The 16,798-nt window shown below is 49.7% G+C and carries 17 protein-coding genes; 6 read left to right on the top strand and 11 right to left on the bottom strand.

What is annotated here, in order from left to right; genetic code table 11:
* Positions 1–262 (bottom strand): EthD family reductase (locus tag ABYT30_RS07295; RefSeq protein ID WP_373095780.1); only part of this gene is annotated, 262 nt, incomplete at its 3' end.
* Positions 263–465: 203 nt separating this feature from the next.
* Between ABYT30_RS07295 and ABYT30_RS07290 the strand changes: the two genes are divergently transcribed.
* The 3 genes from ABYT30_RS07290 to ABYT30_RS07280 all read left to right on the top strand — a co-directional run bounded on the left by ABYT30_RS07290 (position 466) and on the right by ABYT30_RS07280 (position 4,252).
* Positions 466–1,008 (top strand): DUF2058 domain-containing protein, encoded by a 543-nt coding sequence (locus tag ABYT30_RS07290; protein WP_373078447.1) that lies wholly within the window; start codon positions 466–468, stop codon positions 1,006–1,008.
* A gap of 6 nt (positions 1,009–1,014) precedes the next feature.
* Positions 1,015–3,177: a DNA helicase RecQ gene (gene recQ, locus ABYT30_RS07285; protein ID WP_373095782.1), complete on the top strand. Its 2,163-nt coding sequence runs from the start codon at positions 1,015–1,017 to the stop codon at positions 3,175–3,177.
* A gap of 121 nt (positions 3,178–3,298) precedes the next feature.
* The gene (locus tag ABYT30_RS07280; RefSeq protein WP_373084122.1) at positions 3,299–4,252 is read left to right on the top strand and encodes a GAF domain-containing protein; all 954 of its coding nucleotides are present in this window, start codon (positions 3,299–3,301) and stop codon (positions 4,250–4,252) included.
* A 62-nt stretch (positions 4,253–4,314) separates the two neighbouring features.
* Here the strand turns inward: ABYT30_RS07280 and ABYT30_RS07275 are convergent, their stop codons facing one another.
* Together ABYT30_RS07275 and ABYT30_RS07270 are read right to left on the bottom strand one after the other, a co-directional pair.
* Positions 4,315–5,028 carry a YebC/PmpR family DNA-binding transcriptional regulator gene (locus ABYT30_RS07275; protein ID WP_373084120.1) on the bottom strand — a complete coding sequence of 238 codons (714 nt, stop codon included), beginning with the start codon at positions 5,026–5,028 and terminating at the stop codon, positions 4,315–4,317.
* A gap of 82 nt (positions 5,029–5,110) precedes the next feature.
* Positions 5,111–5,530, bottom strand: coding sequence for a DUF3010 family protein (locus tag ABYT30_RS07270; protein WP_373084118.1), 420 nt, complete (start codon positions 5,528–5,530; stop codon positions 5,111–5,113).
* A gap of 706 nt (positions 5,531–6,236) precedes the next feature.
* On the opposite strand from ABYT30_RS07270, the gene ABYT30_RS07265 reads away from it, so the two are divergent.
* Complete coding sequence (locus tag ABYT30_RS07265; RefSeq protein ID WP_373079728.1) at positions 6,237–7,157, top strand: glutaminase; 921 nt, start codon at positions 6,237–6,239, stop codon at positions 7,155–7,157.
* A gap of 72 nt (positions 7,158–7,229) precedes the next feature.
* On the opposite strand, the gene efp is transcribed toward ABYT30_RS07265, so the two are convergent.
* The 8 genes from efp to ABYT30_RS07225 all read right to left on the bottom strand — a co-directional run bounded on the left by efp (position 7,230) and on the right by ABYT30_RS07225 (position 14,671).
* Positions 7,230–7,802 (bottom strand): elongation factor P, encoded by a 573-nt coding sequence (gene efp, locus ABYT30_RS07260; protein ID WP_373079727.1) that lies wholly within the window; start codon positions 7,800–7,802, stop codon positions 7,230–7,232.
* A 50-nt stretch (positions 7,803–7,852) separates the two neighbouring features.
* Complete coding sequence (gene earP / locus ABYT30_RS07255; protein WP_373079725.1) at positions 7,853–8,986, bottom strand: elongation factor P maturation arginine rhamnosyltransferase EarP; 1,134 nt, start codon at positions 8,984–8,986, stop codon at positions 7,853–7,855.
* Between the two features lie 82 nt (positions 8,987–9,068).
* Positions 9,069–9,776, bottom strand: a complete 708-nt coding sequence (locus ABYT30_RS07250; protein WP_373079723.1) for an SCO family protein — start codon at positions 9,774–9,776, stop codon at positions 9,069–9,071.
* Positions 9,773–10,117, bottom strand: coding sequence for a cytochrome C oxidase subunit IV family protein (locus ABYT30_RS07245; protein ID WP_373079721.1), 345 nt, complete (start codon positions 10,115–10,117; stop codon positions 9,773–9,775). Before ABYT30_RS07245 ends, ABYT30_RS07250 begins: the two co-directional genes overlap by 4 nt.
* A gap of 10 nt (positions 10,118–10,127) precedes the next feature.
* Positions 10,128–10,805, bottom strand: a complete 678-nt coding sequence (locus tag ABYT30_RS07240) for a heme-copper oxidase subunit III family protein (RefSeq protein WP_373079719.1) — start codon at positions 10,803–10,805, stop codon at positions 10,128–10,130.
* Positions 10,806–10,809: 4 nt separating this feature from the next.
* Positions 10,810–11,490: a cytochrome c oxidase subunit 3 gene (locus ABYT30_RS07235; RefSeq protein ID WP_373095778.1), complete on the bottom strand. Its 681-nt coding sequence runs from the start codon at positions 11,488–11,490 to the stop codon at positions 10,810–10,812.
* Positions 11,490–13,256, bottom strand: coding sequence for a cbb3-type cytochrome c oxidase subunit I (locus ABYT30_RS07230; RefSeq protein ID WP_373079715.1), 1,767 nt, complete (start codon positions 13,254–13,256; stop codon positions 11,490–11,492). The genes ABYT30_RS07235 and ABYT30_RS07230 overlap by 1 nt, the downstream gene beginning before the upstream one ends.
* Positions 13,253–14,671, bottom strand: coding sequence for a c-type cytochrome (locus tag ABYT30_RS07225; RefSeq protein WP_373079714.1), 1,419 nt, complete (start codon positions 14,669–14,671; stop codon positions 13,253–13,255). The genes ABYT30_RS07230 and ABYT30_RS07225 overlap by 4 nt, the downstream gene beginning before the upstream one ends.
* A 799-nt stretch (positions 14,672–15,470) precedes the next feature.
* Between ABYT30_RS07225 and ABYT30_RS07220 the strand changes: the two genes are divergently transcribed.
* Together ABYT30_RS07220 and ABYT30_RS07215 are read left to right on the top strand one after the other, a co-directional pair.
* The gene (locus tag ABYT30_RS07220; RefSeq protein WP_373079712.1) at positions 15,471–15,947 is read left to right on the top strand and encodes an Lrp/AsnC family transcriptional regulator; all 477 of its coding nucleotides are present in this window, start codon (positions 15,471–15,473) and stop codon (positions 15,945–15,947) included.
* A gap of 109 nt (positions 15,948–16,056) precedes the next feature.
* The gene (locus ABYT30_RS07215; RefSeq protein WP_373079710.1) at positions 16,057–16,764 is read left to right on the top strand and encodes a hypothetical protein; all 708 of its coding nucleotides are present in this window, start codon (positions 16,057–16,059) and stop codon (positions 16,762–16,764) included.
* Positions 16,765–16,798: the final 34 nt, after the last annotated feature.

Below are 16,798 nucleotides of genomic sequence, written 5' to 3'. Positions count from 1 at the left end.
TGGGGAGGTCCGCCATGATTTTAGCCGCATGGGGCGCGAAGCCCGCCTGAAACTCGTCAATAGACGCACAGTACAAATGCCCCATGGCAATATAAAGCGGCGGGATGCCAGCATCCTCGCCGACCAAGCCCCGATCAATGGAATAGGACAGACAAAAATCCCCCATCAAAGCCTTTACCATCGGAAAATGCTGATCGCGGTAATAGGCATGGTCAAATCTTGCACCGGGCTTATTGGGGTACATCACACTCACTTTTATCATTAACTTACTCTCTGTTTTTGGCCTGTCGGCGCCAATTTCACCCTCTCGCCCACGAGGCTGATTCCGACTTGGCTGCGACTGTATTCATACGCGTTTTAGCAGTGTCGTCGAGTACGAGGCGAGGATTTTTGAGAAGTTTTTCCAAGCTCTAACCGCAATAATCCCTTAGAATAGAAACATACTCAACACGCAAGAGACCTGGCATGGCATCCTTACAAGAACAGCTACTCAAAGCGGGTATGGTCGACGAAAAAAAGGCCAAGAAACTCAAGCAGGAAAAGCGCAAGCAAGCCAAGCTGCCCAAGGGCACCGTGGTGGTAAACGAAAGCAAAGAAGCCGCGAAACAGGCATTGGCCGAAAAGGCCGAGCGCGACCGCCAGCTCAATCGCGCGCGCCAAGCCGAAGCCGACAAAAAGGCGATTCACGCGCAAATCATTCAGTTAATTACCCTGAATCGCATCGACCGCAAGCAAGGTGATATTGCCTATCAATTCACCGACGGTAAAAAGATTAAGAAGGTGTTTGTCGACAGCCTACTCCAGACCCAATTGGTAAAAGGCATTATTGCCCTAGTTAAGCTAAAAGAAGGTTACGAATTGGTACCTGCGGCGATCGCCGATAAAATCGCCCAGCGCGACCCGTCAGTGATTTTAGTCCACAACACCCAAACTGCCAGCACTGCAGCAGCGGTCGAAGAAGACGACCCTTACGCGGCCTACCAAATCCCAGACGACTTAATGTGGTAATTGAATATCCTAAACCCTGAAGTAAGTAGCACAAACCAGCCAGCACTATCACCCAGTGAAAGCAGCGCCCTCGAGGTGCTGCAAAGTGTCTATGGCTACGAAGCTTTCCGCAATCAGCAGGCCGACATTGTCGACCACGTGATTCAGGGCGGCGATGCCCTAGTGCTTATGCCCACGGGCGGCGGTAAATCGCTGTGCTTTCAGGTACCGGCGCTGGTGCGCGAAGGCACGGCCATCATTATTTCGCCCTTAATCGCCCTGATGCAAGACCAAGTCATGGCATTGCGGCAAAACGGTATTAAAGCCGCTTTTTTGAACTCCAGTCTCAACGGCATGGAGGTCAATGACGTCGAAAACCAGCTAATGAATGGTGAATTAGAGCTGCTTTATATCGCCCCAGAACGACTAATGATGCCGCGTATGCTGCAACTGCTCGATAATGCCCCGCTCTCCTTGTTCGCTATCGACGAAGCCCACTGCGTTTCTCAGTGGGGCCACGACTTTCGCCCCGAATACATCAAGCTCACCGTCCTCCACGAACGCTTTCCCGATATTCCGCGAGTCGCGCTGACGGCCACGGCCGACGGCCCTACTCAGCGCGAGATTATCGAGCGCTTATCACTCCACAGTGCAAGGGTATTCAATGACGGTTTCGACCGGCCCAATATTCGTTACCGCATTACCGAGAATCAGGGCACTGCGCGGGAGAATTTACTGCGTTTCATACTCAATGAACATGAGGGCGAAGCGGGAATCGTCTATTGCCTGTCGCGTAAAAAAGTCGACGAAATAGCCTTGTGGTTAAGCGGCAAAGGCATGACGGCGCTGCCTTACCACGCCGGCATGAGCAATGAACAGCGCCAGCAACATCAAGAGCGCTTTCTCCGTGAAGACGGCGTGATTATTGTTGCCACCATCGCCTTCGGCATGGGTATAGACAAGCCTGACGTCCGCTTTGTTGCCCACCTCAACCTGCCCAAGAGCATAGAGGCTTATTATCAGGAAACCGGCCGCGCGGGCCGTGACGGCCAGCCCGCCGATGCGTGGATGGCCTACGGTCTGCAAGACGTGATTACTCTGCGCCAAATGCAGGGCAACTCCGGCGCCGAAGAAAGCCGTAAACGCCTAGAGCAACACAAACTCGACGCCATGCTCGGACTATGTGAACTCACCACCTGCCGCCGCCAAGCGCTTCTGCGCTATTTTGATGACGAATACGACCACGCCTGTGGCAACTGCGACAACTGCTTAAACCCACCAGAAACCTGGGACGCAACCGTGGCGGCACAAAAGGCCTTGTCTTGCGTTTACCGCACCGGCCAACGCTTTGGCGTGAGCTATTTAGTCGATGTATTGCTCGGTAAAGAAAACGAGCGTATCAGTCAGTTTGGTCATGACAAAATCTCTACCTATGGCATTGGCAGCGAGCTCAATAGCACCGAGTGGCGCACTCTGTACCGACAGATCATTGCCCGGGGGCTGCTGCGGGTCGACGTAGAGGGCCACGGCAGTGTGCAGCTAACTGACACCGCTAGGCCAATACTCAAAGGCGAAAGCCAACTAACTCTGCGTAAGATGGTTAAAGCCAGCAAAAGTGAGCGCCGTAAATCGAAGGCCTATACCGGTACCGGCAATGCGGTGTTATGGGAAGCCTTACGGGAGCACCGCAAAGCGCTAGCCGCCGAGCAAGAAATTCCGGCTTATATGATTTTTCACGACGCCACCCTAGCCGAAATGGCTGAGCGCCAGCCGCAAACCCTCGACCAATTAAGCCGCGTATCCGGCGTTGGCGAGAGCAAACTCGCCAAATACGGCGCCGGCTTTCTTGAGGTTATTCTTGCGAATCTTAATTCGCAAACTACCGAGGATATTAACGACACCGCCACCACCAGTATCGCCTTACTAAAACAAGGCAAAACCCCAGACACCATTGCCACTGAGCGCAGTCTTGCCCTCACCACCATTTATGGGCATCTTTGCCAAGGCATTGCCAGCGGTGAACTCAATATTGGCGAAGTTGTCACATTAGGTGAAACTGAATTAAAAGAAATTCAATTTGCGTTTGAGCACAGCGAAGACGGCAAAATAAAACCGGTTTATGAACTATTAGACGGCGAATACGACTACAACATACTCAAATGCGTTAAAGCCACTTTGCATAGTATTTAAGTAATTGTGCGGTGATTTTAATAAGAATTGCGATTCCATCGAGGGACGAGAGCAGGCGAAACCTTATAATATCTGCTTAACTTACTCTAAATTCAGTCATTATTCCGTTTAAGGATACTCAGTGAAATCGCCAGACCTCCCCAAAAATGAAAAATCTCGGCTGGCAGCCCTCAGCGCCCTAAACATTTTGGATACGCCCCCAGAAGATCGCTTCGATCGTCTGACCCAAATGACTAAGCAAATTCTCAATGTCCCGGTAGCGGTCATTAGCCTAGTGGACGAAAATCGTCAGTGGTTTAAATCCTGCATAGGCTTGGACGCGAGCGAAACCCCCAGAGATATCTCTTTCTGCGGCCACGCAATAAACGGCGACGACCTCTTTATTATTCCCGACGCCAGCCAAGACGAACGCTTTGCCGACAATCCCCTAGTTGAAAACGACCCTAAAATACGTTTTTACGCAGGCTGTCCACTTAAAGCGTTAGACGGCAGTAAACTCGGAACACTGTGCATTATCGATCAACGACCTCGCCAACTCAGCGCGGAGGAGCAGCATACGCTCAAAAATTTTGGTGCTATTGTCGAGCGAGAGCTATATACCATCCACCACGCAACCCAAGATTCCTTAACGGGCATCAGCAACCGCGACGGCTTTATCTTGCTGGCACAGCAGCAGCTTAATATCGCCAACCGCCAAAAAACACCAATAACGGCAATTTTCTTAGATATGCAAGCTTCTAGCTTTGATAGCGACTCTAGTCACAATATCGACAACGTCATCCGCGTATTTAGCCAGAACCTAGTAACGACACTACGCGATGCCGATCTTTTCGCGCGCCTAAGTGAGCGGCGCTTTGCGATCTTACTTCACGATGCCCGGCTAGATCAGGCCGCCGACTTTATGGATAGGCTAAAACACACCAGTCAATTTGCCCACGACAATGGCGAGGCCACCGCGGCCTTTACCGCCATTCACTTCGAAGTAGACCCGTTTAAGCATTTAACAACTGACATCCTGTTATCCGACGCAGAGCAATTGCTCAACGAGAAAATTAAAAACAGGCCGCTTAAATAAAAAGCCCCGGCAACCAATTATTGGCCCCGGGGCAACTCGTCTAAGCGGGTAAACCGCTGAAACTACGACTCAACGTTGTGGTAAACGTTTTGGACATCATCCAGATCATTAAGCATGTCCATAAACTTCTCAAACATTGGCACATCGTCGCCTTCAATGGTGGTGGTGTTCTGGGGCAGAAACTGAATTTCGTCCACGTCAAAATCACTCACACCAAATTCAATCAGCGCTTGCTTGGCTTTAAAATAGTCAGTATTCGGCGCAAATACCGAGATTTTACCATCTTCATTCTCGATATCCGTTACGTCTACATCGGCTTCCATCAGCGCCTCTAAAACACCCTCTTCATCATCGCCGGAAAACACAAAGATTGCCGAGTGATCGAACATATGGCTGACGCTGCCCTGGGTGCCAATTTTGCTTTTTGTCTTGGTAAAACACAGGCGCACATCACCAAAAGTGCGGTTCGCGTTATCGGTCAAACAGTCGATAATCACCATACAATTACCCGGCCCGTAGCCTTCGTAGCGCGACAGCGCAAAATCTTCGCCGCCACCACCTTTGGCCTTATCGATGGCTTTTTCAATGACATGTGTGGGAACTTGGTCTTTTTTAGCTCGCTCAATCATGCCCCGCAGTGCCAAATTACCCGTCGGGTCGACCCCGCCGGCCTTGGCACACACATAAATCTCACGCCCGTATTTGCTGTAGACCTTGGCCTTGGCATCTGAGGTCTTAGCCATAGAATCTTTGCGGTTTTGGTAGGCTCTGCCCATTGCGCTGCTCCGCTTTATTAACAAAGAGCCTGATTTTACAGACCGAGGTTTAGATAGGGAATCTTTTCGTGGAATTAAAGCCTTACATGTGCGCCGCGTAGGCCACAGTAAAAGCCGCTTCCTGAAATGCCTTTAATCCGGTGTCTGCAAATGGAATCGTCAGGGGGTTCTCAGCCAAAGCCGCCTTAATCTCAGTTGGCGTCAATACTCGCACCTCAAGATTAGCAATAAGCTGAAGCGTCGCTTCTAATTTAAAGCTAATAGCGCCGCCGGCAAACTTACCCTTGGGCATCCGCCCTCGAATCGCCACAGAATCCACTTTATAGTCACCCATCAGCTGCGCAAAGGCCTGTTGGAACTGCTGCAGATCATGGCGGGTGTGGTCCTTGGGTAAGCTCAGTTTGCGTACCCGGCACTCGGGTAAATTAAACTGCTGTTTGTCGTAATTCAGCAAACATACAACGGCGTCATTGCCGGTCAACTCAACACCACAAATTTTCATCGGTAATCCTTGGTTTCGCTCAGCGGCGCGCAGTAAAGTATTTCAATCGTTTAAAAGCGAGGTCTGGCCTCGGCGAGGCAAATATACACCGAAATAAGCGAGGCATGGTTCTGCGGGCGAGAATATCACCATTTTCACGTCAATAACCGGCGAATGCCCATAAAAATGGGCATTCGCCAAATATATCGTGCTTTCTAATTACTTAAGCTGGAAATAATAAGCTGAACAAATGGAATAAGCAGAAGTATGGCAACAGGGTACCAGGATTGCAGAATCCGACTAGGCTGAGCTATTTTTGTACGACCTGCATTTTCAAGATGACGACTAAAATTCATATTGCAATTTACCTTTGGCCAAGTAATAAGACAACTCGTCGGAAAAACGAAGATAAAGCCGACGCTTATTCACAAGCTAGCAAGCATTCTGCCGTTATATCTAAGCTATAGGTATAGTGGATATTAACTTTTGTGGGCTGTTTCACAGGTTTTTCTTCAAAGCTAAGCGTAAGCGTTATCTGCGGCCTTCGACCAGCAAAGCCCATGGAAAGTTCACTATCAAGCTACAAAATGCGTGTTTAAATGTCGCGAGCCAATGAATAATTAGGCTGCACCGAGCTAGGCACAAAGAATATAATGCCCCATGTCGACATCTGCATTTTGAAAGGCGATGCCGCGCTCCACTAAACTTAAGAAATACACCCAAGCCCATGCAAGATATACTCAACGACATCTACGCGACCATGAAGGACCGCAGCGAGCGCGGCCAAGTCGCCAATTACATTCCCCAGCTCGCCTGTGTGGATCCCAATCAATTTGGCATTACCGTCGCCCTGCCTAATGGGCAAATATTTAGCGCCGGCGATGCCGACACCTTGTTCTCAATTCAAAGTATCTCCAAGTTGTTCACCCTGACGATTGCCTTAGGTAAGTTGGGTGACGCAGTGTGGTCTCGGGTTGGCAGAGAGCCCTCTGGTGACCCCTTCAACTCTATTGTGCAGTTAGAGCATGAGAGCGGAAAGCCCCGCAACCCCTTTATAAACGCGGGCGCAATCGCCATTGTCGACGCTATAATGATGGGACATCAGCCCAAGGAAACGCTGGCAGAAATCCTCCAGTTTGTACGCTTTATTGCGAATGACAATAGTATTGGTATCGACGAGAAAGTCGCTCAGTCTGAGCAGTTAACCGGTGACCGCAACGCCTCGCTAGCCCACTTCATGGCCTCCTTTGGCCGTTTTAAAAACCCTGTTGACTGCGTATTAGGTACTTACTTCCACCACTGCTCCATCAGCATGAGCTGCAAGCAATTAGCCCAAGCGGGCTTATTCTTGGTGTCTGACGGCGTCAATTCAAGTACCGGCGTGCGTGTTGTCTCTGCTCAGCGTGCACGCCGCCTCAACTCCCTTATGCTAATGTGCGGACACTACGACGGCTCAGGCGAATTCGCCTACCGTGTTGGCCTACCGGGAAAAAGTGGCGTAGGTGGTGGAATTTTAGCAATAGCACCGGGCAAAGCCTCTATTGCAGTTTGGTCCCCCGGCCTGGACAGCATTGGCAATAGCAAGCTAGGCACAGAAGCCTTAGAGATGCTGGTTCAGCACACTGGCTGGTCAGTATTCGGCCATTAGTCTGAACGAAAAAAAACCGGCGCGTAGGCCGGCTTTCTTCTGCACCCATACTTGGGCACTTAAGCCACTTATTTAAACTGGGGCTTTAGCACGGCACTTATACTCGCCGTTGCGGGTATCGATCTCGATCCAGTCGTCGATTTCACAGAAATCAGCCACTTTAACCACCGTGCCATTACTCAATTGTGCAGGCTTCATCACTTTGCCAGACGTGTCACCCCGCGCAGAACCTTCGGTATAGACAATCTGGCGAACAATTGTGGTGGGCAGGTCGACTGAGATCACCTTACCTTCAAAGAAGACCGCTTCGCACTCATCAGTCATACCGTCAACAATATAAGGCAACACGCTTTCTATATCGTCTGCGCTCAACTCATATTGGTTGTAATCTTCATCCATAAACACATAGACGCCGTCTGCAACGTAGGAATAGCTAACGGTAATACGGTCAAGAATAACCGGCTCAACCTTGTCTTCTGACTTGAACACCGTCTCAGTAGAAGAACCGCTCAACAAGTTTTTGAGCTTCATTTTAACGATGGCGCTATTGCGACCAGACTTAGTGAATTCGGCTTTTTGAACTAGCCAGGGCTGGCCCTCGATTAGCATCACGCTATTGGGCTTCATTTCTTGTGCGGTTTTCATACTTGCATCCGAAAAAGGATTAATGGGATGCCATCAATTGCGGCTGCGTATCATAACCAGTTTTGGTGAAATTGCACTAGCGAATCTGCAAGATTTTCAACGGCCTCCTGCGCCGCACACCAAACCGCTGCATGGCCCGTCAGCGCTAACGATGCGCCAAATAAGTATTGCCACCCATCAGCACAATCTGCGCCCTGATTCCAACGTCGCCAGCAATCTGTCATCGCCGCACTCAAATCTGCTGCCAAGCCCTGAGAATAACGCTGCAGGAAGGCTTCAAGTTTAGGCAGATGAGCGTCATCTTCTTGAGGGTAAATATGCCAAATAAAGGGTCGAGCTGCCCACTGCGCACGGACAAATGAATCCTCACCTCGCACAATATTGAAATCACAAGCCCATAACAGGCGATCGTAATCGTCCTGACTCAAAAACGGCAATACTTGAATTTGTAGGGCACCACGCCGATAAACACGGCCAGTTCGAAGGCCGACTTCACCAAGGTAATTTGCCAGGTCAGGGATGACCCGGCCCTCGGGCACCAGCACATGACTGACGTCTTGGGCCACCGCCAAGACATCAAGCCACGTTGATATACGTGTATTCTCATAAGAAAAAAGCGAAATCAAACGGCAGTCCGCCAGGGGCTCAACACCAATGCCCCGCAAAAATTCAGCCTTAGCTATGGGGCTTCCTTGAAATACTTGGCGTCGCTGAACCAATCCCGCCTCCCGCAGCAAGCCGCCGGTTTTAGCGCTAAAACCAGGAAAAAAGAAATACTTTGCTAGGCCGTTGCCCTGCAAAGACGGCAGGCCATGGCAGCCCTCTACCCAACCTTCCGCGCTCAAATATTCTAGATTTAGCCAAAGCGGCGGCTGCGCAGACTCGGTCATCGCCACGATATAGTTAGGGGGCAAGTCGCAGGCAAAGGCTTCAATCACCACGTCGGCGGCGTCTACCGCTAGCCAATTCACGGTCCAGTGATGAATAGCCACACCGCAGTGATATTGAACCTTAAGGCGGGGGTCGCCTTGGGGGCAAATCCGACAAAAGGCAGCGAGGTCGTCCAACCACAGCCGGACGTCAACATTGTGCTCAGCCGCCAATTGTCGCGCCAAGCGCCAGCTCACGCCAATATCGCCGTAATTATCGATAACCTTGCAAAAAATATCCCAACGAACGGGCATGACAACCTGCAATATTAAGGCAGAACACCCCAATGGCGCCTACCACGCCATTATGCCTAAAGCTGCGCCGTGGGCAATGCAATTAACCTTGCTTGGCAAACCAGGTTCGCAGGGCGAGGTAGTCATGAAGCAGGGTCTCTGCTTCATAGTATTTACTGCCGTCTCGCGCGGAGATCGGCGCAAGGGAAGCACGCAGCCGAGCTTGATCATCGAGCAAATACAGACGGAAACCGTGAGCGATTTGCGGACCGCTCGCACCGTCATTTTGCAGTGCAGCGCCATCGGCAGGCTCGTCTGAATTTGCGGTGTAGCTCTGCAGCCCCAGGCTCCTCTCAAAGATTGCTGCTTGCTTAGCGTCGTCCGCTCTCAAACCAAGAAATCGGCGATCGAACCACGGTACATAATTGGCCAATTTTTCAACACTGTCACGCTCAGGGTCGATGCTGTAAAACAGAACTTGCAGATCAGCAAATTTACTTTCTTGATCGAGTAATTGGCGAAAGCCCGCCAAACTCGACAACATTGTCGGGCAAATATCGGGGCACTGCGTGTAGCCATAACTGATTAACTGCCAGCGGCCCTTTAAATCAACTTTGTGTACTGGCCTACCATTATGATCTCTTAGCTCAAAATTTGGTAACGCTAGCGGCGTCGCCAGCACCGCACCCTCTATTTCTGGGGCTTGCTGGGGTGCGGTGCGTACAATAACTGCGGCCATTACGGCGCTCGTTACCAGCACCGCAGCGAACAAATAGGAAATAAATGAGCGCGGAATTCGACCCAGACTCATGTCCCCCCCGACATAAAAGTGAGGCGGCTCAAAAAGGTGTAGTCCGCCTCTACCGCCATAAAACCGATAAACACGATTATCGCGATCACTGGCAATCCTAAGGCGAGTTTGAGGGTGCTCGATTCCCATGCAAAATGCATAAACACGGTAATAATCAGTCCGGCTTTAAGAAACATAAACACGAGTATCAATGTCCACCGTAGATAACCTACGAAGTGAAAATAATCGACGGCGTAAGACATTGAACTGAGAACAAAAAGCAGTATCCACACTTTAAAATACAGGCCAATGGGGTGCTGCTGCCCCTCGCTATGACTCGCTGAATCAGCTTGAGTACTCATGCTGAGCTCCTTACCAGAGGTAGAAAAAGGCGAATATAAAGACCCACACCAAATCGACGAAATGCCAATACAGGCCGGTGATCTCGACTATTTGAAAACCTCGCTCATCGTAGTGCCCCCTCAACACCTTGAACGCGACTACAGTAAGATAAATCACCCCAATGCTCACGTGCACACCATGGAAGCCGGTGATCATAAAGAAGGCAGAACCAAACTGAGCGGCCCCCATCGGGTTGGCCCAAGGCCTTACCCCCTCATCTAAAATTAACTTACTCCATTCAAAGGCCTGCATTCCCACAAAGCTGGCACCGAGAATAGCGGTGGCAATCATTAATTTAAACGTCGCGGCTTTATTCCGTTGATAAGCGCAGTTCACGGCCATGGCCATTGTGCCGCTGCTGGTAATAAGGATGAATGTCATTATTGCGATGAGCAGTAAAGGTATATCGGCACCGCCGACATGGAGGGCAAACACCTCGCTGGTCAATGGCCATGAGTCCGTTGCCGACATCCGAACATTCATATAAGCAATGAGAAAAACACTGAAGATAAAAGTATCGCTGAGGAGGAATATCCACATCATCAGCTTTCCCCAAGAAAGCTTAAACACTTCCCGGTCCGCACCCCAGTCATTGACAAGATTTTGCCAATAGCTGTTCTTTGCATTTACTCCTGGCGTACTCGTCATGGTCTCATCCCAGGCCGCAGGCTGCGGCAATCAAAGCATACGTTTCCGGTGTACGGGTCAGCATAAAAAACAATACTAACCAGAGTCCCAATAAGTAGTGCCAGTAGACAGCGCAGGCTTCAATCGCCGCGTGACGGTTTTGCAAATTGCCCTCAAAACGCATGTTATTCACTACTCGACCGAGCGCGAACAAGCCACCAAGCAAATGCAAAGCATGCAAACCCGTTAAGATATAAAAATAGCTATTGGCTGGGTTACCCGCAACGCTATAGCCCATGCCCGCCAAAAATTGCCAAACCGAAATTTGTAAAACAATAAATAATGCAGCCAACACCGCACCAACAGCCAGAGACAAAAGTAAACGAACGCCGTGATTACAGCGCAGCGCATACACCGCACACTGCATCGCCACACTCGCGAGAACTAATACTCCAGTGTTAATCCACAAGCGCATCGAATTGGTAAAGGGCTGCCACGGTTCGCCCGCCAAGGCCAAAAAGTCATCGTATTGGGATCGACTAATAAAGGTGACAAAAAACAGCAGGAAAAAAACACTAATAACGCCCAGTAAAAATCGAAGCGATATTTTCACCGCCGGGGTATAGGCCGTTCGGCCCCACTCCGCGGTGGTCCCTTGCGCCTCTGGAATCCACGGCTTTTCAGATAAAATCCCGAACCAACTCATTATTCGCCCTCCCCTACCCGGCGACCACCGGCTTCGTACTCGACATCCTCTTCGGCAACGTGCTGAGGAATAAAGTCCTGCTTAGCACCCGGTACACTGTAGTCATAGGCCCAGCGATGCACCGTGGGCAATTCATCTCCCCAGTTGCCGTGTGCCGGTGGCACGTCTGGGGTATGCCACTCGAGTGATGCCACGCCCCATGGGTTGCGAACCGAACGGGGGCCTGAGCGCAGGGTCCAAATTACATTAACCACAAAAACCAGCTGAAACAGCGCGACAAGAATGGCGGCAATCGTAATGTCTTCATTTAATACGTGAGCTGACTCCGGAATAAACGAGGTATCACCCAAGGCGTAGTAGCGCCGAGGCACGCCGAGAAAACCTAAGTAATGCATAGGCAGGTAAATCGCATAGGTTCCCAGAAAAGTACCCCAGAAGTGCAACTTTCCGAGTCCGGTATGCAATTGCTTACCGCTGACCAGCGGGAACCAATGATATAGGGCCGCAAACAGCACCATGATCGGCGACACTCCCATCACCATATGAAAATGAGCAACCACAAAGAAGGTATCTGACAGGGGTAAGTCCACCACCACATTCCCCAAAAACAGGCCGCTCAAACCGCCGTGGGTAAATGTAAAAATAAAGCCAATGGCAAACAACATAGGCACGGTGAGATGAATATTACCCCGCCATAAGGTGAGCACCCAGTTATAGACTTTGATCGCTGTGGGTACCGCAATAATTAAGGTAGTGGTCGCAAAAAAGAAACCAAAATAGGGATTCATACCACTAACATACATGTGATGAGCCCAGACGATAAAGCTAAGACCGCCGATAACGACAATGGCCCACACCATCATGCGATAACCAAAGATATTTTTACGGGCGTGAACACTCAGTACATCACTAACCATGCCAAAAGCCGGTAACGCCACGATATACACTTCTGGATGACCAAAGAACCAAAACAAGTGCTGGAATAATATCGGACTACCACCTTCATGATTAAGCGGCTCGCCCAAAGACACGATGGCGGGCATAAAGAAACTGGTGCCCAGCAACGCGTCGAACAACATCATAATGGCGCTGACTAACAGTGCCGGAAACGCCAGTAAACCGAGGATAGTCGCGGTAAGAATACCCCAGATGGTTAACGGCATACGCATCAAGGTCATGCCCCGTGTCCGGGCCTGAAAAATCGTGGTGACGTAATTTAAACCGCCCATGGTGAATGCAACAATAAAGATCGCCAGCGAAAGCAGCATCAGCACAATGCCGCTGCCCGCACCGGGAGTTCCCGCTAAAATGGCTTGCGGCGGGTATAAAGTCCAGCCGGCGCCAGTGGGGCCACCGACCACAAAAAAACTACTCACCAAGACAATGACCGACACCAGATAAAACCAGTAACTGAGCATATTCAAATAAGGGAATACCATATCCCGCGTGCCAACCATCAGTGGAATCAGGTAATTTCCGAAGCCACCAAGCAACAGTGCCGTCAACAGATAAATAACCATTATCATGCCGTGCATGGTAACGAACTGGAGGTAGGCATCCGGGCTAATAAAATTAAATTCCCCGGGAAAGCCCAACTGCAACCGCATCAGTACGGACAATAGCAAGGCGATTAAGCCGACAAAAATAGCGGTCACGGAATACTGAATCGCGATAACTTTGTGGTCTTGGCTCCAAATATATTTGCCTATAAAAGTCTTAGGATGATGTAAATGAGCAGTCTGATCAGCAATGGCAATATGTGTCATGGTTGTTGCGTCCCCTCTGCAATTGTTGCCTCAGCAAGCATATCGTGATGAACCCCAGGCACAGGCAAGGTTGCAATATAGGCCAGTAAATCTTGTAAGCGCTCAGGATTTTGAATAGTGCTGGTCATTAAGCGCATTTGGGAACCGTACTGATCCTTGGGGTGCTTACCTCGCCAGCCCATGCTGAAATATTTAAGCTGATTATATAAATACCAATCGGCCTGGCCGGCCAATTGCGGTGCCTGCAATGCCCGATTCCCCTGGCCATTGGCACCATGGCAAACCACACACGGCTGGTAAACCTGCGCACCACGCTGGGGGTCGCCACCCAAGCTTGGTGGCGCCGCAACGGCTGGCAGACTTTCGATATAAGCGAGGAGATTATGGAGATCCTCCGCCTTGGGAACAGACTTCGCCATAGCCGCCATTTGTTGACCACTACTATCTGCTCGATGGGCACCCCGAATACCCTCACGGTAATAGCGCAGCTGCCGATCCATATACCACGCTTCCAAGCCACTTAAATTAGGTGCTTGCATGGCCTCTAAACCGCTGCCGTTCATGCCGTGGCAGGCAGCGCAAGTGGAATAAAGTTGTTTACCTGCGACCAAGTCAGGCGCGATCCTGCGTTGAGTTTGCGCAAAGGTGGGCTGGCGGTTAAGCCACTGTAGATACTCATTTTCCTCTTCGATAATGACCTGCGCTCGCATCGTGAAGTGAGCAACGCCGCAGAGCTCTTCGCAGAGAATATCAAAGGTGCCTACACGGCTAGGTTCAAACCACTGATAGGTGACCGTACCCGGCACCAAATCCATTTTTACTCGAAATTGCGGCACGGCGAAATTATGGAGAACATCATTTGAACGCAGTAACAGCTTAACTGGCTTGCCCACGGGCAAGTGCAATTGATGGCTGTTAACAATGAGATCGTCTTGCCCCTTTGGATCTTCTGGGTCAACGCCATAAGGGTTGTTTTCAGTCACAAAGCGGGCATCAGCGCCCCCCAGTTCACCGTCTGCACCGGGAAAGCGAAAAGTCCACTGCCACTGCTGGCCGATGGCCTCAACATTGGTGGCATCGCTGGGTACATTCACCACCCTGGCCCAGGCAATCAAACCCGGGGTGAGCATGGCAACAACCCCGATAGTAGTGAGACCAGTTAACCATAGTTCAAGTTTTTTGCTCTCAGGTTCGTAGTGGGCTTTGTGCTTACCGGTATGTTTATAGCGCCATACTACCCATGCCAAAAAGCAGTTAACTGCAATAAAAACTAAACCCGTAATCCAGAAAGAAATTTCGATGGTTGTGTCAATAGCGCCCCAATTCGAAGCGATTGGGGTTAGCCACCAAGGGCTGTAAAGATGGAAGAGAACTGTGATTACCACCAGCCCTAGAATAATTAGTGCTATTACCATGACGCATCCCTTATCGAGTTCATCAGGTATCAGTAAAACCCGGACATCACTGCCGGACTGCGTTTACCGCATCCCATTTCACCAAAGCAACAGTCCTTATAGACTGCTTATTCTAATCTGCGAATCCGCTGCTAGGTTAAAACGGCAGGTTTAAATCGCGAACACTACCGAAATTCGCGTAATAGACTAGCACTTAGCCCTGCCTTACAAATGATTGATCAGCAACGATTTATCGCACTGTAAGCATAGCGGCATGTTGTTGAATTACCACTTCAGTGCCACTACTTTATTTTTATAAATTTACGGCTTTGCTATAAACCGATCGCGTGCTCCCGGTACGACCGATGTTGCCAACTAAACTAAAGCAATTACCGACGTTTTAAAATTATTTGAATATAAATAAAATTTACTAATTGCCACAAAGGCAGCAAATCACCCCGCCCGAACCCCCCCAAAAAAACAAATAATACATATAAAAAATAAATACTTAGGTGCATACCAAAACACATTGAGCGACACAGCTAACCCCATTAAAAATAAGAATTGATTACTACCAGCTCTGTTTTAAGGCCAAAACGGTATAACGCCGCAAGATGTAGCTAATCCGCTTGTTGCCCATGCGCCAGACATACTATGACGAAGAGAAAATACGTGAATGCCAGTTGGTGGCGAAATCACAGCCGAACACACCGTGTTAAATGCTTAGGCACTGAGGCTTATGAGACTTTGCTGTTTCTTTTCGAAAAAAATTCTGCATAAAATAGACCACAAAATACAGATCAAGCCCACAGGAACACCAATGAGCACTAATTTAAGCCGTCAAGACGTCAAAATTCTTAGTATTTTGCAATCTGATGCCAGTAAAACTTCCACCGAAGTCGCGGATATTGTTGGGATGTCCCAATCGCCCTGCTGGCGCCGAATAAACCGAATCGAGCAGGATGGTCTCATTCAGAAAAAAGTCGCCCTACTCGACCGGCAGGCACTCGGTATGGATTTAGTGGTCTTTGCCACGGTTAATTTGACCACCTCGGGTCGGCAAAACCTGGTGGAGTTTGAATCCTCAGTGCGCAACTTCGACGAGGTGGTTGAGTGCTACACCATGACAGGGATATGGGACTATATGCTGAAAATTATTGTTAAGGACATTCGGAACTACGAAAGCTTTGTCCGCGACCGTCTGCTGGCATTGCCAATGATCCGCGAACTGCACTCCCACATCGCCGTCACCGAGATAAAAAACACCACCGAATTGCCACTCCAGACTCAACTCTAGACTAAAAATTTTGCTCTACCACTGGAAGTCAGGCGCAAATAGGCTATGTTTCTGATACCGATTAGAAGCGAGCAGTCTATTGAAAAACAATATTAACAAAATACTAATAATGAGCAGTATATTCACTTTCTCCTGCTCCCACGCACTCGCCGCAGATGTGCGCAACAGTCGCGCCGGCATCTTAGACTTTAACATCTACCCTTACCTAGCGGATGTCGATAACGACAGCGTTTTCACCCTGAATATTGCCGCCGCACTAGGAAATCGCTTTTCCTATTTTAGTCTGCTAAATATCGGCAACCAAGCGGCCGACAGTGAGTTAAACGACACCACCAGCTACTACACGGAACAGAATATTCGCTGGCAAATGAGCAATACTTCGCCGCTAGATTTAACCGTGCAATACAATATGCGCAGCGGCGAAGACAATGATCGCCTGCGATTTGGCGTACGCTGGCGTATGAACGACAGCCCAGCGCTACAATCATTTTTTGCCAAAATGCACCTAAAATACGCTATTAACTTGCATGCAATACAAATTGACGACAGCGATAAACGCGTCTGGCAGCTCGAACACGCCTTTACGATGAACTTCCCTTACCTTAGTGACCGGCTCTATTTAGCAGGCTTTATCGATCACACTTTCAATGAAGAGTTAGCCCCGGAGATTCCAGAAAACCCCATTGTCGCCGAGGCACAACTCGGCTATCGGTTAGTAGAAAATCTGTACTTTGTGAGCGAGTATCGCCTGAATGAGTATCGCCGCAGCGACGTTAACAACCTCGCCGTTGGCATGGAGTACAAAGTGAAGTGGTAGCATCACGGCTTAGCGCAAAAACGCCTGACCACCG

The organism is Zhongshania sp. (assembly GCF_041623545.1).
In the GTDB taxonomy this organism is placed as follows: domain Bacteria; phylum Pseudomonadota; class Gammaproteobacteria; order Pseudomonadales; family Spongiibacteraceae; genus Spongiibacter.
This window is presented reverse-complemented; position numbering and strand designations above follow the sequence as displayed.

Bases quoted from the DNA above. Each gene is read 5' to 3' on its own strand.
- ABYT30_RS07290 (WP_373078447.1), top strand. From the start codon at position 466: ATGGCATCCTTACAAGAACAGCTACTCAAAGCGGGTATGGTCGACGAA.
- ABYT30_RS07250 (WP_373079723.1), bottom strand. From the start codon at position 9,776: ATGAGTCTGGGTCGAATTCCGCGCTCATTTATTTCCTATTTGTTCGCT.
- ABYT30_RS07220 (WP_373079712.1), top strand. From the start codon at position 15,471: ATGAGCACTAATTTAAGCCGTCAAGACGTCAAAATTCTTAGTATTTTG.
- ABYT30_RS07265 (WP_373079728.1), top strand. From the start codon at position 6,237: ATGCAAGATATACTCAACGACATCTACGCGACCATGAAGGACCGCAGC.
- ABYT30_RS07225 (WP_373079714.1), bottom strand. From the start codon at position 14,671: ATGGTAATAGCACTAATTATTCTAGGGCTGGTGGTAATCACAGTTCTC.
- ABYT30_RS07235 (WP_373095778.1), bottom strand. From the start codon at position 11,490: ATGAGTTGGTTCGGGATTTTATCTGAAAAGCCGTGGATTCCAGAGGCG.
- ABYT30_RS07270 (WP_373084118.1), bottom strand. From the start codon at position 5,530: ATGAAAATTTGTGGTGTTGAGTTGACCGGCAATGACGCCGTTGTATGT.
- efp (WP_373079727.1), bottom strand. From the start codon at position 7,802: ATGAAAACCGCACAAGAAATGAAGCCCAATAGCGTGATGCTAATCGAG.
- ABYT30_RS07230 (WP_373079715.1), bottom strand. From the start codon at position 13,256: ATGACACATATTGCCATTGCTGATCAGACTGCTCATTTACATCATCCT.
- earP (WP_373079725.1), bottom strand. From the start codon at position 8,986: ATGCCCGTTCGTTGGGATATTTTTTGCAAGGTTATCGATAATTACGGC.
- ABYT30_RS07245 (WP_373079721.1), bottom strand. From the start codon at position 10,117: ATGAGTACTCAAGCTGATTCAGCGAGTCATAGCGAGGGGCAGCAGCAC.
- ABYT30_RS07215 (WP_373079710.1), top strand. From the start codon at position 16,057: ATGAGCAGTATATTCACTTTCTCCTGCTCCCACGCACTCGCCGCAGAT.
- ABYT30_RS07275 (WP_373084120.1), bottom strand. From the start codon at position 5,028: ATGGGCAGAGCCTACCAAAACCGCAAAGATTCTATGGCTAAGACCTCA.
- ABYT30_RS07240 (WP_373079719.1), bottom strand. From the start codon at position 10,805: ATGACGAGTACGCCAGGAGTAAATGCAAAGAACAGCTATTGGCAAAAT.